13 protein-coding genes and 1 pseudogene are annotated in these 13,002 nt (G+C 67.6%); 3 read left to right on the top strand and 11 right to left on the bottom strand.

From position 1 onward, the window contains the following. From OTB20_RS38635 to OTB20_RS38625, 3 genes and pseudogenes are all read right to left on the bottom strand, one after another. Nucleotides 1-134 (bottom strand): annotated as a pseudogene (locus OTB20_RS38635) (IS5/IS1182 family transposase); the annotation flags it as partial. Between the two features lie 182 nt (nucleotides 135-316). After that, nucleotides 317-826 (bottom strand): hypothetical protein, encoded by a 510-nt coding sequence (locus OTB20_RS38630; RefSeq protein ID WP_267824598.1) that lies wholly within the window; start codon nucleotides 824-826, stop codon nucleotides 317-319. A gap of 76 nt (nucleotides 827-902) precedes the next feature. Beyond that, entirely contained in the window at nucleotides 903-1,412 is a 510-nt protein-coding gene (locus tag OTB20_RS38625; protein WP_267824597.1) for a hypothetical protein, read from the bottom strand. Between the two features lie 299 nt (nucleotides 1,413-1,711). Between OTB20_RS38625 and OTB20_RS38620 the strand changes: the two genes are divergently transcribed. Continuing rightward, nucleotides 1,712-2,686 (top strand): transposase, encoded by a 975-nt coding sequence (locus OTB20_RS38620; RefSeq protein WP_267824596.1) that lies wholly within the window; start codon nucleotides 1,712-1,714, stop codon nucleotides 2,684-2,686. Between the two features lie 157 nt (nucleotides 2,687-2,843). Here OTB20_RS38620 and OTB20_RS38615 read toward each other — a convergent pair whose 3' ends face one another. Together OTB20_RS38615 and OTB20_RS38610 are read right to left on the bottom strand one after the other, a co-directional pair. After that, nucleotides 2,844-3,254: a PAAR domain-containing protein gene (locus OTB20_RS38615; protein ID WP_267824594.1), complete on the bottom strand. Its 411-nt coding sequence runs from the start codon at nucleotides 3,252-3,254 to the stop codon at nucleotides 2,844-2,846. Nucleotides 3,255-3,347: 93 nt separating this feature from the next. Then, a complete protein-coding gene (locus OTB20_RS38610; RefSeq protein ID WP_267824593.1) occupies nucleotides 3,348-4,790 on the bottom strand; it encodes a hypothetical protein in 1,443 nt (480 codons plus the stop codon). Between the two features lie 181 nt (nucleotides 4,791-4,971). On the opposite strand from OTB20_RS38610, the gene OTB20_RS38605 reads away from it, so the two are divergent. Together OTB20_RS38605 and OTB20_RS38600 are read left to right on the top strand one after the other, a co-directional pair. Further along, entirely contained in the window at nucleotides 4,972-5,319 is a 348-nt protein-coding gene (locus OTB20_RS38605; RefSeq protein WP_267824592.1) for a hypothetical protein, read from the top strand. 170 nt (nucleotides 5,320-5,489) lie between these two features. Then, complete coding sequence (locus OTB20_RS38600) at nucleotides 5,490-6,116, top strand: helix-turn-helix transcriptional regulator (RefSeq protein ID WP_267824591.1); 627 nt, start codon at nucleotides 5,490-5,492, stop codon at nucleotides 6,114-6,116. A 374-nt stretch (nucleotides 6,117-6,490) separates the two neighbouring features. Here the strand turns inward: OTB20_RS38600 and OTB20_RS38595 are convergent, their stop codons facing one another. The 6 genes from OTB20_RS38595 to OTB20_RS38565 form a co-directional block, all read right to left on the bottom strand. After that, nucleotides 6,491-7,813: a sensor histidine kinase gene (locus tag OTB20_RS38595; protein WP_267824590.1), complete on the bottom strand. Its 1,323-nt coding sequence runs from the start codon at nucleotides 7,811-7,813 to the stop codon at nucleotides 6,491-6,493. A gap of 1 nt (nucleotide 7,814) precedes the next feature. Beyond that, nucleotides 7,815-8,507: a response regulator transcription factor gene (locus OTB20_RS38590; RefSeq protein ID WP_267824589.1), complete on the bottom strand. Its 693-nt coding sequence runs from the start codon at nucleotides 8,505-8,507 to the stop codon at nucleotides 7,815-7,817. 172 nt (nucleotides 8,508-8,679) lie between these two features. After that, a complete protein-coding gene (locus tag OTB20_RS38585; RefSeq protein WP_267824587.1) occupies nucleotides 8,680-9,318 on the bottom strand; it encodes a response regulator in 639 nt (212 codons plus the stop codon). A gap of 487 nt (nucleotides 9,319-9,805) precedes the next feature. Continuing rightward, nucleotides 9,806-10,048 carry a hypothetical protein gene (locus OTB20_RS38580; RefSeq protein WP_267824586.1) on the bottom strand — a complete coding sequence of 81 codons (243 nt, stop codon included), beginning with the start codon at nucleotides 10,046-10,048 and terminating at the stop codon, nucleotides 9,806-9,808. Nucleotides 10,049-10,065: 17 nt separating this feature from the next. Further along, nucleotides 10,066-11,208 (bottom strand): transglycosylase family protein, encoded by a 1,143-nt coding sequence (locus OTB20_RS42630; RefSeq protein WP_324290468.1) that lies wholly within the window; start codon nucleotides 11,206-11,208, stop codon nucleotides 10,066-10,068. A gap of 180 nt (nucleotides 11,209-11,388) precedes the next feature. Beyond that, the gene (locus OTB20_RS38565) at nucleotides 11,389-12,822 is read right to left on the bottom strand and encodes a zinc ribbon domain-containing protein (RefSeq protein ID WP_267824585.1); all 1,434 of its coding nucleotides are present in this window, start codon (nucleotides 12,820-12,822) and stop codon (nucleotides 11,389-11,391) included. Nucleotides 12,823-13,002 lie beyond the last annotated feature (180 nt).

The following is a 13,002-nucleotide window of genomic DNA, read 5'->3' as shown; positions in this document are numbered from 1 at the left end:
TACACCAGCGCGACGAGCGCACGCTGGTGCGGAGGCAGCTTGCACCGCCGGTCACCCTCACGGAGGACGATCAGCATCGTCACCGCCTCAACCAGGGCATGCGGCAGGTCGAGTGCGGCAGGATACGCAAGCAACGGGGCTCCCCGGCGACATAGGCGAGACGTCAGACACCTCCCACAACTGCCAGGGAGCCCTGCTCGTTCTGCCTCCACGGCCCACCGCGGACATCACCCGATCGGTGGCCACGCTGAAAAAGCTCTTTTGAATCAGCCCTGCTGGATGTCGAGCATGGCCCAGTCGTAGTGGCGGTCGCGCTTTACCACTGTGCATACTTTCGGATCCTATTTACGCGGCCCTCCAGGTGGGAGTATTTGCTGAGGGCACTGGAGTTGCGGTCGAAACGTTTACAGATGGCCATGGCCTCGCCCCAGGCTCGGGCGATACCCGAGATGTCTGCCTTCTCCGGCGGAACATGCAGGTTGTCCCTTAGAACGGAGAGGTTGTGCTTGCGCCACTCGCCCATGACCAGCGCGTAGTTATTCTTGAGCAGTTTCTCGTAATGGGCCCGGGCTTCCTCCGGACTCGAAAATTTCTTCTGTTTTGAGCTGTCCAGAATGTATCCCAGTGCCTCCAAGGCGTCTCCGAGCGGCGTCGGGAAGTCGCTCAGATGCACGGTGTCCTCTCCCTGCCAAACGATCAGCTCTGTGATGACATTCTTCCACCCGGGCTTGGAGCGTAGATCCTTCTTTTTCAGGCGATTTCCCAATATCTTTTCAGCCATTATCCTTTTCTGTTCCGGCGGGAGCCCTGAGAAGGGGGTTGACATAGAGATTTTCTCGTTTCTGTGTTCAGTAGTTCAGGGGCGTTTTGAGGTAATCTCGTCTGAATGCACGGATACAGACTCAGAGAGAGAGCTGCCGGAGCTCGCGCTCGACGAGGCTGACACTTTCTTCCCAGATCTCTCTGCGCTCGTCCTTCGAGATGACGTATCCGGCTTCGGCGAGGCCAGCCAAAACCTCTCGGAACACGTCTGATGCCTCGTCGGCGACGACGCTCTCCATGGTGGTCGCGTTGGCGTCCCCGTGCTCGTCTAGAGGCGTCCAGTCCGCTCCTCGATGGCTGCAGTAATGCCAAGCAGACGTGGCCGGGTCCTGCCAGACGAGACCTTGTCCGTACGGCCGGGCCGCCAGTTCCGCCTTGAGACGTTCGAACAGTGCGGCATCATCGGAGCCGTACAGAAGATCGACGAGTTCGTGAGAAAGCTCTTCGATGAGTGCCACCGCATTCTGCACCCCCGTGCATCGGGCAGCCTCCTGCAGTGAGTGGAAGTCGTGCGCGCCCGTCCACAGCTCGGTGGGTATGGGATGCAGAGGCGTGAACAGTTCGCTGTCGTAGCGATCCCAGTTGATCATTTCCACTCCTTGGGTCTGAAACTTATTACAGAATAGATCCGGACTTATTGGAGCGTCGCTAAAGTGGGGTTGTCCCCGCATGAACGCGTGGGGCGGCGGCAGGGCTGGTTCAAAGTCCTGGTAATCATGTGGTGGTGCAGGTCAGGCCACGTCCCGGAGATCGAGTGGGTGGGTGAAGGGGTGGCAGGAGATCGACAAGCGACTTCCATTTCCAGACAGACAGACCCACCGTAGTTACGGCAGCTGTAGATAGCTGCTGCTGAGTTTTCGGCCCGCGCATCCAGGCCCTGCGCCAGATCATGGTCCAGAACTACGACCGTGACACTGCTGGGCACCTGCGCTGGCGCACGGCCGAGAAGGAAGAAGGGCCCGGGCTGCCGCCCTCGTCCCGGGCTGTCGTCTCTCCCTACGACACCTCGGCCCGCTACGCACGGCACGGACACATCATCAGCTGGACGGGGTTCTCCGCTCATCTGACCGAGACCTGCGCTCCCGACGGCCCCAACGTGATCACGGACGTGGTCACCACCGCGGCCACCACCCACGACAGCCAGGTCCTGCCTGGCATCCACACCCGTCTGGCCCGCCGCGGACTGCTGCCCGCCGAGCACCTGGTCGACGCCGGCTACACCTCCCTGCCCCACCTGGAACAAGCCGCTCGTGAACACCACGTCACCGTCACCGGACCACTGCCGGCCAACCCCACCCGCCAGCATCGCCAGGGCAAGGGTTTCGCCCGGGACGATTTCCACATCGACTACGACCATCAGCAGGTCACCTGCCCCCAGGGCCAGGTCAGTGCGGGCTGGCACGGCCCCTACCCGACCTCCTCGCCCACCGCGGCCCCGCTAATCGTGGCCAGGTTCACCAAGAGCCAGTGCCGCCCCTGCCCGGCCCGCACCCAGTGCACCAGCACCGCCGACAACGCCCGCACCGTGGGCTTTCCCCCGCGAGAGCTCCGCGACCTGCAACTCCGGATCCGTACTGAGCAACAGACACCCGAGTGGAAAACCCGCTACGCGGTCCGCTCCGGAGTGGAGGGCACGGTCAACGAGTTCGCCCACGGACACGGCATGCGGCGCTGCCGCTACCGAGGACAGGGAAAAGCCCACATCCAGCACGTCCTGACGGCCATCGCCGTCAACATCGAGCGCCTCAGCGGACTGCCACCAACCGAGGAATCACCCATACCTCGCCGACCGACTGCTCTCCAGAACTACCTCGACCAGCGCGGGATCCCCCGGCCGAAGTCATGGCGAACCCTGGGCACCTGACCTCGACGGCTCCAAGATCCCCGACAGAGTCAAGCTAGACCGACCGGCAAATGGTGGGGCAGGCGGCGGCTGCCCGCGTCGCCAGTTGCGGACGCAGAGCCACCGCACGAGCGGCATTGCACAGCTCAACGCCGCTCAGCCCGTCGGCGCGTCGCGCTCAGCCGATGAAGACGCCGTGCTGCGGCACGGGAGGCATGACCCTCCCGTTGGGTGCGGGGACCGGGTCGCTGCAGGTCTGCACGGTGTCGCCGGCGCGCGCGGCGGCCTTGCCGCCGATGCGCACGGTCGCGCTGCCCTTGATGACAGTCCCGGTGTGGGTGGGGGGAACCGCGAACATGGCCGGTGCCGGGGCGATGTGCGGCGGGCTGATGGCGGCGGCGACGCCCAGCGTCGCAGCGGGCTTGCCGCCGATGCGCACGGTCGGGCAGCAGCCTCCCGTGAGGGTTGCCTGGTAGGCGAACGGCATGGGCTGGGGGGTGGGGGGACCGGGCGGAGCCGGTACCAGCACGATATGGATGTCGATGCCGGTGACCTTGTCACCGAGTCGCGCCGCCGGAAGTCCGGGCATGGTGGGCCTGCCTTTCGAAGCGGAGGGAGGGGAGGAGGGGGGGGAGAAGGGAGGAGAGGGAACGGGAAGCGGAGACGGAGGCGCTGCGACGGTTCAGCCGCCGGTCACCATGGCGGGGAAGAGCGCGGTGGGAGAACACGTTGTGCTCGAGGCCTCGCATCGGACGGCCACCACGATGGCGTCCCCGGCGTTGAAGGTTACGGTGTCCTGGAAGCCGTAGCGTTCGTGCGTCAGGGTGGCGAGGTCGCGCTTGAGCAGTACCGTGCTGTTCTTGCGGATCTCCAATGTTCCGGCGGAGCCCGCCGGGTTGGTCAGGATGACCTCCCCGACCTTGATGGTCTGCCCGGCCTGGACCTTGCGGCTGCGGGTCACGAAGTCCGTGCTCCCCACGATGGCCTGGCCCTGGATGCGGATGCTTTCGGCAGTCGGCTCCGAGGCGCCGCCCGCCGGTGGGTTGACGGGTGAACTGCCGCCGCCGGATCCGTCCGAGCCGCCTGAACTGACAGCTCCGTTCGATCCGCCTGAACCGCCTGAACTGACAGCTCCGTTCGATCCGCCTGAACCGCCTGAACTGACAGCTCCGTTCGATCCGGAAGCAGCAGATCCGCCCGTGCCTGCGGCACCCGCCCCGTCCGGGCCGCTCCCTTGCCCTGTCGTCTGGCCCGGGTCATTCGCCCCGGGGGTCTCCGGGAGCGTCCCGGGGGACGTCCCGGGGGACGGACTCCCGCCCGGGAGCACCGGAGTCCGGTCGTCGCCGTCAGGGTTCGGAAGGCCGCCAGCGGCGGCCTTCGAGGTGGGCAACGCATCGAAGACAGCCGGTGCCAGTACGGCGAGCAGGACTACGCCGGCCACACCGAAGGTCAGCGCCTTGGGCAGCCAGCGCGGCAGCAGGGCGGGCTGGATCACCACACCGGCGGTGTCGAGCTTGGTGCCGTCCGAAGCCGTCAGGCCGATCTCGATGGGGACCGTCTTGGGCTGGCCAGTGAGAAAGCGGCGCTTCATCCGCATGCGGACCGGGATCAGCTGGGTGGTCCCGCCCTCGACGACCGTCTGGGCCGGCTTGAAGCGGAAGCCGACGGCCCCGCTCTCGTCCTTCCCCGTGAACTGGACCGTCACCGGCCCGTTGCCGAAGTTGTCGACGGCCAGTTTGGTGCGAGCCGCCCGGGCGCCCCGGACGGTGCGCGGGACCAGCTCGGCCGCCAGCTCCGCGAAGCCCCCGACCTCGACGGTGCCCTCCTCGATCACCGACCCGTCGGTGTCCTCCTGCGCCATGATGCGCAGGGCGAAGGCCTTGGTCCCACACGGAACGTCTGCCGAGCGCGGAGGCGTGAAGGTGAGCACTACCACCGCGTCGTCGCCGGGGAAGACGTTGACACTCTCTGGCTGCACGGTGGTCCACTCGGCCGCCTCGCCCAGCACGTCGAGCGTGAAGGTGTCGACTGTGTGGCCGGTGTTGTGCAGGCGTACGGAGCAGGTGGCGCTCTCACCGGCCTCGACTGCGACATCCCGTTCGTCAAGCGATGCGATGACTCCCATGCACCCACTCTCGCGCCCTGCGCGCTCCCGGGACATCCGCGCCCGGTCAGGACGACGGGCAGTTCTCCTGCTCCTTCGCGCACTTGTCCCCTCATCCGCACTGCGTAAATCAGGGAGAGGGCACACTCAGATGATGGACACAAGACGTAACGAACCGACGACGTGGAATCCGGCACAGCTGGTGGAGTTCGACATCACGAGCAATGAGATCCAAGACGGCCTGGTCTCGTTCCAAGCCGACACCCTTGCGTTCCGTTTCACTCCCCGGCCCATGACGCAGCGGTTGGAGTGCACGGTGGAGCTCAGGGAATACCTGGGGGGCGGATTCGCGGGCAACGTACTGCTGAACGGCACCGCCAGTACGGTGATCGAGCCGGACCAGAGCTCCGATGCCTGGCTATGTTTCGGCGGGTTCGGCTGGCAGGACGAGCGCATGACCAGGCCCGTCGGCCTGTGCCACTACCGAGTGTCGCTGGACGGCGACTCCACGGTCAGCGTAGCGATCGGAGCCGAAGAGCACCTCTTTTGACGTCCCTTCGGCCCGTTTCCGTCCCGAACGGACAATCCTTCGCAACGGTTCCTCTATCCCCCGCTTAACTTCCGCGGGCACACCATGGACATACCAACCGCGGATGGACCGTCTACATGGAAGTCCCCCGGTGGCCTTCTCCTCAGTTCTCCGAATACAAGAGGGACTTCATGTCGAAGAGGATCACTGTTTTCGTCCAGGCTCTGGATTCTATATCGGAGCTGGGTGTCCTTGCCGCGCTCCGCATCCGACCCGAAGTGCACATCGTGGATCGTCAGGACGCCGACTCGGACACCATTGCCGTGCTCGTCGTCGACGAGATCGACGACGACGCCATCTGCCTGGTCAAGTCGACCCGGGCCCAGGGCCCTCGGCGCGTGGTGCTCGTCGCCTCCTCCCTGGAGGACGGCGGCGTGTTCGCCGCAGCCGAGGCGGGCATCAGCGGGCTCGCCCGCCGCAAGGACGTCACTGCGGACGGACTGGTCCAGGTGATCAGCTCGGTCGACCGCGGTGCGGGGGTCCTGCCGCCCGACGTGGTCGGCAGCCTCCTCAAGCAGGTCTCCAAGCTCCAGCACCAGACATCCACCCCGCGGGGACAGCGTTACTCCGGCATCACCGACCGCGAAGCCGATGTGCTTCGCCTGGTGTCACAGGGTTTGGACACCAACGAGATCGCCCAAGAGCTGTCTTACTCCGAGCGGACCGTCAAGAACACCCTGCACGCCATCAACAACCGGTTCAACCTGCGCAACCGCCCCCATGCCGTCGCCTACGCCATTCGCGAGGGCCTCATCTGACGGACACCGCTCCGGTGTGCGCTGCCGGCACGTGCGGCGCGACGAGTCGGCGCCGGGACCTCGACAGGTCCCGGCGCCTTGGCGTTACGGACGAAGGGCTCGTGCCCGCTGGGCCTTCCGCCACTGCTCGAGCTCGCGGCGCGACTTCCGGCAGGTGCGCCAGTGACGGTAAATCAGGTGAATCATGGCTCCCATGGCTGCTCTCTCTCGGTTGGCCGGGGCCCCGGCGGCCCTCGGTCTGGTGCGGGCAACGAAGGTCTGGATGTCGGACTCGACTGTCAGCAGGAATCCGGTCCGCTCCCCCGCACTACGACAGGGCTTCCGTGCGCAGGCGGCGCAGCGAGCCCTGACCGGTGGCGCAACCCCTTGGCTTCTCAACGCGGTGGCGCGGAGGGCCGACCGGCAGGGCGGCGGGAGACGGCGGGCCCGCCGAAGGAAAGGGTCGCGCGCGCTCCCCCGGAGGGCGCGGCGCTGAGAACGAGACGGCCGCCGGAGATCGTGGCCGTGCGGCGGGCGATGTCCAGGCCGAGCCCGCTCGACCCGCCGGTGCTGCGGCCGCGTTCGACCACGCGATGGTCGGAGAAGCCTGGTCCGTCGTCGTCGATGGTCAGTTCGGCACCGCCGCCCATGACGGCTCGTACGGTGATCCGCATGCCCGCGGCTTCTGGGGTGTGGGTGAAGACGTTCTCCAGCAACACGTCGACCACGGCCTCGAGTTCGGACTGCGGTACGTACACCTGGCAGTCGGTGTCGTAGACCGTCAGCTCGCACGCCCTGCCCTGTTCCTCGGCCAGGACCGCCCAGAAGGCCACCCGCTCCGACACCACCGCGTCCAGGCAGGCGGTCAGGCCGCCCTCCGAGGCGATCGGTTTGCGGGCGTGCCGGATGACCCTGGTGACCTCGCCGTTCAGCTCGTGCAGGCCGGCCAGCAGCCGTTCCGCCTCCGTGTGGCCCTTGAGCGCCTCCGCTTGGAGCATCAGCGAGGTGATGGGGGTGCGCAGCCGGTGGGACAGGTCCGCCAGGGACTCGCGCTCGTTGGTGACGAGGGCGCCGGTTCTGGCGGCCAGCGCGTTGAGGGTGACCCCCAGTTGCTGGAGCTCCCGCGGGCCCTCTCCCCGGAACCGGGCGTCGAGCCGCCCCTGGCGCAGGTTGGTCGCCACGTCGGTCAGCTCCTCGGCGGTGCGTACCACCGAGCGGACCAGCCGGTCGGCGAGGACTACGGACACGGCGGGTAGCAGGACGGCCGCGGCGGCGAGGGCGGCCACGACGCGTAGGGTCTCCTCGCTCGCCCCGGCGGTGTCGACGGCCACGTCGATCTGGGCTTGGCCGCCGCCAGCCATGGGCACGGACAGGCTGGCGACGCGGTCGCCGTTGCAGGTCCAGTGCTCGAGGTCGCCGGGGCGGTCGGGTTCCGGCTGCTGCAGGCACGGCACCGGCGCCCCGTAGCGAGCGCCCCAGGGCATGACCACGGTGGCTCGGACGCTGGCCTGCTGATCGGCGATCCAGGAGGTGAGCTGACCCGTCCCCGACCGGGCGGACTCGCGGGTCAGGGTGGCGAGGGTCTGTGCCTGCAGGACGGCGTCGTGGTCGGCCTGGGCGAGGTGGGCGTACCCCGCGTAGAAGACCAGCGGTACGCCCAGCAGGAAGACGGTGAGGAGGGTGCTCAGCGCACTGACGAGGGCGAACTTCCTCCGCATGCTAGGCGGCTGGTTCGGCGATCTTCACTCCGACGCCGCGCACGCTGTGGAGGTAGCGCGGTTCGGCGGCGGTCTCGCCGAGGCGGCGGCGCAGCCAGGACAGGTGGACGTCGATGGTCTTCTCGCTGGCGCCGAAGGCGTCGTCCCAGATCTCGCTGAGGAGCTCGCCCTTGCTGACCACGCGGCCCGCGTTCCGGGTGAGGTAGGTAAGGAGCCGGAACTCCTTGGGCCGCATCTCCAGCTCCCGGCCGTCCAGGGTGGCGGTGTGGGCATCCAAATCGATGCTCAGCCCGCCGACGTGGTAGGTGCTCTCCTCGCGCCGGTCGCCGGAGCGCCGCAGCACGGCGCGGATCCGGGCGTCGAGGTGCTCTGCAGAAAACGGTTTGACGACGTAGTCGTCGGCCCCCAGGTTCAGCGCACGCACGATGTGATTGTCGTCGTCCCGGGCGCTGGCCACCAGGACCGGGGTGTTCACCGTGGCGCGCAGCATCTTGAGCACGTCCAGGCCGTCGATGTCCGGCAGTCCGAGGTCGAGGATGATCACACCGCCCGGGGCCGCGGCGGCGGCGTGGCTAAGGCCGTCGGTTCCCTTGGCGACGGCATGGACGTCGTACTTCAGCTTCCGCAAGGAAGCCGAAAGGAACTCGCGGATCTCCGCGTCATCTTCTATCACCGTCACGCGCGTCCAAGCCATTGCCCGTCTCCGTGCCCTCGGTGGCGCCTCTTCAGCACCCTCGTGAACCAGATTGCGTGCGGGGAAGGCCGACGGGATCCGGGGATCGGAGGACCCGGGCGGACAGCCCGTTTCCTCCGACCGGGGGACGGAACGCGGTACCCGGTCACCTACCGCCTGTGGGGCGGGTGGCTCAGTCCATCAGCCCACGACGCATCCCCTCCGCGACGGCCGCGGCCCGGTCACCGACGCCGAGCTTCTCGTAGAGGTGCTGTGCGTGGGTCTTGATGGTGCTGGGCGCCAGGAACAGCTTCTGCGCGATCTGCGGGATGCTCATCCCCTCGGCGAAGTCCCGCAGCACTTCCAGCTCCCTTTCGGTGAAGACCGGCCCGCCGGACTGCGCACGCATACGGATTTCCTCGGCGACACCGCCGGCGAGGTCCGGGGGGATCACCGTCCTGCCGACGGCCGCCTGGCGCACCGCCTCGACCAGCTCGGCCCGTTTGGCGTCCTTGAGGAGGTAGCCCGCGGCACCCTCCTCCAGAGCGCGGAAGACGAGTTCGCTGTTCTGGAACGCGCTGACGACGACCACGCGCGTGGCGAGCTTCCACTGCGCGACGGCGCGCGTCAGGGCGATGCCGTCCATGTCGGGCATCCTGAAGTCGACCAGGGCGACATCGGGAGTGAGCTCTTTGATCATCTTCAGGGCTTCGCGTCCGTTCGAGGCCTCACCCACTACCTCGATGGTTCCACTCATGGCCAGGGCCCTGCGCACCCCCTCACGGTAGAGGGGGTGATCGTCCGCGATGACGACCCGGATGCGATCCGTCATGGAGGGTCACCTCGGAATTCTGGGTGCACTGACACGCGGCACGGACGCTCTCTAGCTCCGAGGATAGTCGCGGTGAGCGGCGTCGGCCCGGCGGGCCCTGCCGGTCACGGCCAACCGCGTTGGCCGTCGGTCAGGCCGCCCCAGATTCCGAAGGCCTCCCTGCTCGATTTCGCGTACGCCCAGAACTCCGCGGCGGCTGGGCCACCACCCAGGTGGCCCAGCCCAGCACCTGTCCAGTCTCCGATGCGGCTTCGATCGACCCCCGTGGACATCCCTCTCTTCCGTACCTCTTTCGTCCGGGATCGCCGCCCAGTGTGCGGACGGACATCGCGCGTCGCGTCGCCCGTCCGGGTCAGGCGCGGGGAGAGCCGGGGCTCCTCCCTGGTCTACGGCCTCCAGCACCGCCTCCCGGTGGTGCTGGCCTTGCGGTTCATCGTGTGCGACGCTGCCGCCAGCGTCCTGATGAACGTGGTGCGCGCGCTGGGCTTCAGAGGCGCCGCTGGCGGCGCTTGCCTTCCAGGAGCGGCGGCAGGACGTGGATACGGGGGGTGGCCCGGTCCGGCTCCGGGGAGGGCGGCTCCGGAAGGAGCCCCAGCATCCCCAGGAGGGCCGTGCAATCGATGGCGTCGCGGGACCTGGAGGCCACGACCCCGCGCGCGGCACGCGTCTCCTCCTCGTCCGCGGGCGCCAGGCTGAGCATCTCCTGTTGGAACGTGTCGTGTCGGATCACTTCCGGCCGCCCTTTCCTCAGCGCGCCTGTACGGGACCGAGGCCCTGGGACTGTAAGAACGCCCCCGGATCGGTGTGGCTGGAGTACGTGTCGGCGGCCGTCCCGACCTCGAAGTGCAGGTGCGGTCCGGTGCTGCGGCCCGTGCTGCCGACCAAGCCCACCTGGGTGCCCGCGTCCACACGATCGCCCGGCTGGACATCGATACGGCTGAGGTGCGAGTACGATGAGTACCTGGTCTGGTTCTTGCCGTCCACGGTCACTTGGTGCTCCACGACCACCTGGTTGCCGAACGCGCCGTTGACCCCCGCGCTCCGGACGGTGCCGTCGACCACGGCACTGACCGGGGTTCCTTGCGGTGCGGCGTAGTCGATCCCCGTGTGGAACCCGAGGGCCCATGAGCCCGCCATCTTGTAGTGAGCACTCACGTAGCCCTCGACTGGCACCACGGCCTTGGGCCCCTTCGCCGGCGCGGCCTTCTTCTCCTGCAGGACCGGCTTGGCCTTCTTCTCCTGCGGGGCCGCCGCCTTGCCGCCTTCGGGTACGACTAGCTTGTGGCCAGGGCTGATCAAGTTCGGATCGGGGATCGCGCTCTTGTTCGCGTCGTGGAGCGGGTGCCAGCCGTCCAGGCTGTGTGCCTGTGCGATGCCGGACAGTGTGTCGCCCGGCTTGATGGTGTACGTACCGGCGGCCTGGTCCGTGCCGCCGCCCGTGCTCTCGGGCTTCTCTGGCGCGGGCGTCCGCACGGGAGCCGACTTGGTGTCCGCCCCGTCTGTGGACGCACTCTGCCCGTCCAGCGCACCCGAGCAGGCCCCCCACGCGCCCGCCCCCTGCACGGCGAGGACCTTCTCGGCGACGGCTATCTGCTGTGCCTTCGTGGCCAGGTGGGCGCTCTCGGCGTGCTGGCCGCCCCCAAAGGCCTTCCAGGTCTCCGGCGAGAACTGCAGGCCACCGTAGTAGCCGTTACCGGTGTTGATGGCGAAGTTCCCCCCGCTCTCGCACTGGGCCAGCTTGTCCCAGGCTTCCGGGGTCGCAGCCTCCGCGGTGCCGCCGAGCAGTAGCGGGAGAGCGATGCCGACACCCGTGACGCCGGTCGCGGCGGCTACCCGCTGCGTGCACGTGGGCTTCGGGCGACGACGTCGGCCATGGCCTTTTCCGAGCATGGTTCTTTCCCTTCTCCGCCGCTCGCGCGGCGCGATGTTGATGGTCTGTCATTTCCCTCCGCGCATCCGCGGTGGTCGAAGAGTGACCTGCAGCCAAACTAGACGTCGGCCCCCTAACGGCCGGCTATCGCTGTCCGGTCCGTCCCACAACACCGCGATCAAAAACTCCGGGTCCCCGGCTCAGAACAGGTATCCGCGGACCGTGGTGAAGAACTCGAGTTCTGACAGGGCGACTTGGTCGCTCTTGTGGTTGCCGTAGGCACTCACGACCCGGACTTTGACCCATGTGGCCGTGCCCTGTGAGTCCAATCTCAGGGCCTGTCCCTCACCCTTGTCCGACAACGCGACGGTCTGCTTACGCCCGTTTGAGTACTCGATCTCCAGCTGCTTGGCCCGGTCATAGGCCTTGAAGTCGGGATGGGCTCCGTTGCGCACCACCACGTGGGTCAGGTCCACCGGTTCGGCGAACTTGAGGACGACGCCCTGGCTGTCCTTGGGGGAGGAGAGCCAGAAGGTGTCCGACCACGTATCGAAGGCCTGCAAGCTCGAGTGCGCCGGATCACCCGAGCCGAGGTCCTCCACATCAGGGTGGACGGGGGAGAACTCGGGCTTGATCGTCGCCTTCAGCCGGGACTGGACCTCGGCTGCCTGGGACGTGGCGTACTGGCGGAAGGGACTGTGGACCATGTAGAGGGTGGTCAAGGTCAACAGCGCGACGCTGCCCACGAGACGGATCGGGCCCACGAGCATGGACGGGGCGAAGCGCCGTTTGTCGCGCACCCCGGCCTGCCCGGGGCGCTGGCCGGCCTCGAGCACGGCCGGCCCCCGGTGGAGCCTGGCCCACAGTCTCGGCCACCACGACATGGTCGCCTGCTCGGCCTGCTCCAGGGACGATCCGCACCTGCTGCAGAACTTTCGCTCGTCATCGTTGTTCTCGCCGCATTCCGGGCAGACCAGGTCACCGGACATGGCCGCCCGGGTGGCGCGCCGCCGCTGCGGAGGTCTGCGCTCCTCGGGTTCGGCCGGCGCGACGAGACCGGGCTCCTCCTCGCCCTCCGGTACCTCGTCGTCGTCCCCGCCCTCTGCTTCTTCGTCGTCGTCCTGGCCCTCCTTCAGGAGGTCGGCGAGCCAGTCGCCCTCCTCGTCTTCCTCGTCTTCCTCGTCCTCCTCGTCCTCCTCGTCCTTCTCGGTTTCGCCCCCCTTCTTGGCGTGGTCGTCTGCCGCCTCGTCGACGTCGACGTCGCCGCCATCGCCTGCGTCTTCGTCGCCCGCGGCCGTGTCTTCGTCTGCGTCTTCCTTGAAGAGGTCGGCGAGCCAGTCGTCCTCGTCGTCCTCCTCACCATCGGACTTGTCGTCGTCCTTTTCTTTCAGGAGAGCCGCAAGCCAGTCATCACCCTCTTCGCCCTTTTCGTCGTCCTTTTCGTCGTCGTCCTCATCGCCTTTCAGGAGGTCGGCGAGCCAATCGTCGTCGTCATCCTCGTTGTCATCGTCATCGTCGTCGTCCCCATCGTCCGCGCCCTGCCGCGCCGTGGGCCCGGTCTTCGTCTTGAGGAGGGATGCAAGGAACTTGTCGTCCTCGTCCTCGTCCTCGTCGCCGACCAGGGGACGCCCCATACCCGGAGGTCCACCCATACGCGAAGGAATACCCATACCGGGAGGGCCACCCATACCCGGAGGACCCATACCGGGAGGACCACCCATACCGGGAGGACCACCCATGCCCGGCATACCTATACCCGGCGCACGCCCCATACCCGGGGGGCCGCCCATGCCGGGAGGACCACCCATGCCCGG

Origin of the sequence: Streptomyces sp. H27-H1 (assembly GCF_026627445.1) — a bacterium.
In the GTDB taxonomy this organism is placed as follows: Bacteria; Actinomycetota; Actinomycetes; order Streptomycetales; family Streptomycetaceae; genus Streptomyces.
This window is presented reverse-complemented; position numbering and strand designations above follow the sequence as displayed.

What these genes read in the sequence shown, in the direction of transcription:
- OTB20_RS38595 (WP_267824590.1), bottom strand. Translation starts at nt 7,813, where the DNA reads ATGCGGAGGAAGTTCGCCCTCGTCAGTGCGCTGAGCACCCTCCTCACC.
- OTB20_RS38590 (WP_267824589.1), bottom strand. Translation starts at nt 8,507, where the DNA reads ATGGCTTGGACGCGCGTGACGGTGATAGAAGATGACGCGGAGATCCGC.
- OTB20_RS38610 (WP_267824593.1), bottom strand. Translation starts at nt 4,790, where the DNA reads ATGGGAGTCATCGCATCGCTTGACGAACGGGATGTCGCAGTCGAGGCC.
- OTB20_RS38600 (WP_267824591.1), top strand. Translation starts at nt 5,490, where the DNA reads ATGTCGAAGAGGATCACTGTTTTCGTCCAGGCTCTGGATTCTATATCG.
- OTB20_RS38585 (WP_267824587.1), bottom strand. Translation starts at nt 9,318, where the DNA reads ATGACGGATCGCATCCGGGTCGTCATCGCGGACGATCACCCCCTCTAC.
- OTB20_RS38630 (WP_267824598.1), bottom strand. Translation starts at nt 826, where the DNA reads ATGTCAACCCCCTTCTCAGGGCTCCCGCCGGAACAGAAAAGGATAATG.
- OTB20_RS38565 (WP_267824585.1), bottom strand. Translation starts at nt 12,822, where the DNA reads ATGGGGCGTCCCCTGGTCGGCGACGAGGACGAGGACGAGGACGACAAG.
- OTB20_RS38620 (WP_267824596.1), top strand. Translation starts at nt 1,712, where the DNA reads ATGGTCCAGAACTACGACCGTGACACTGCTGGGCACCTGCGCTGGCGC.
- OTB20_RS38615 (WP_267824594.1), bottom strand. Translation starts at nt 3,254, where the DNA reads ATGCCCGGACTTCCGGCGGCGCGACTCGGTGACAAGGTCACCGGCATC.
- OTB20_RS42630 (WP_324290468.1), bottom strand. Translation starts at nt 11,208, where the DNA reads ATGCTCGGAAAAGGCCATGGCCGACGTCGTCGCCCGAAGCCCACGTGC.
- OTB20_RS38625 (WP_267824597.1), bottom strand. Translation starts at nt 1,412, where the DNA reads ATGATCAACTGGGATCGCTACGACAGCGAACTGTTCACGCCTCTGCAT.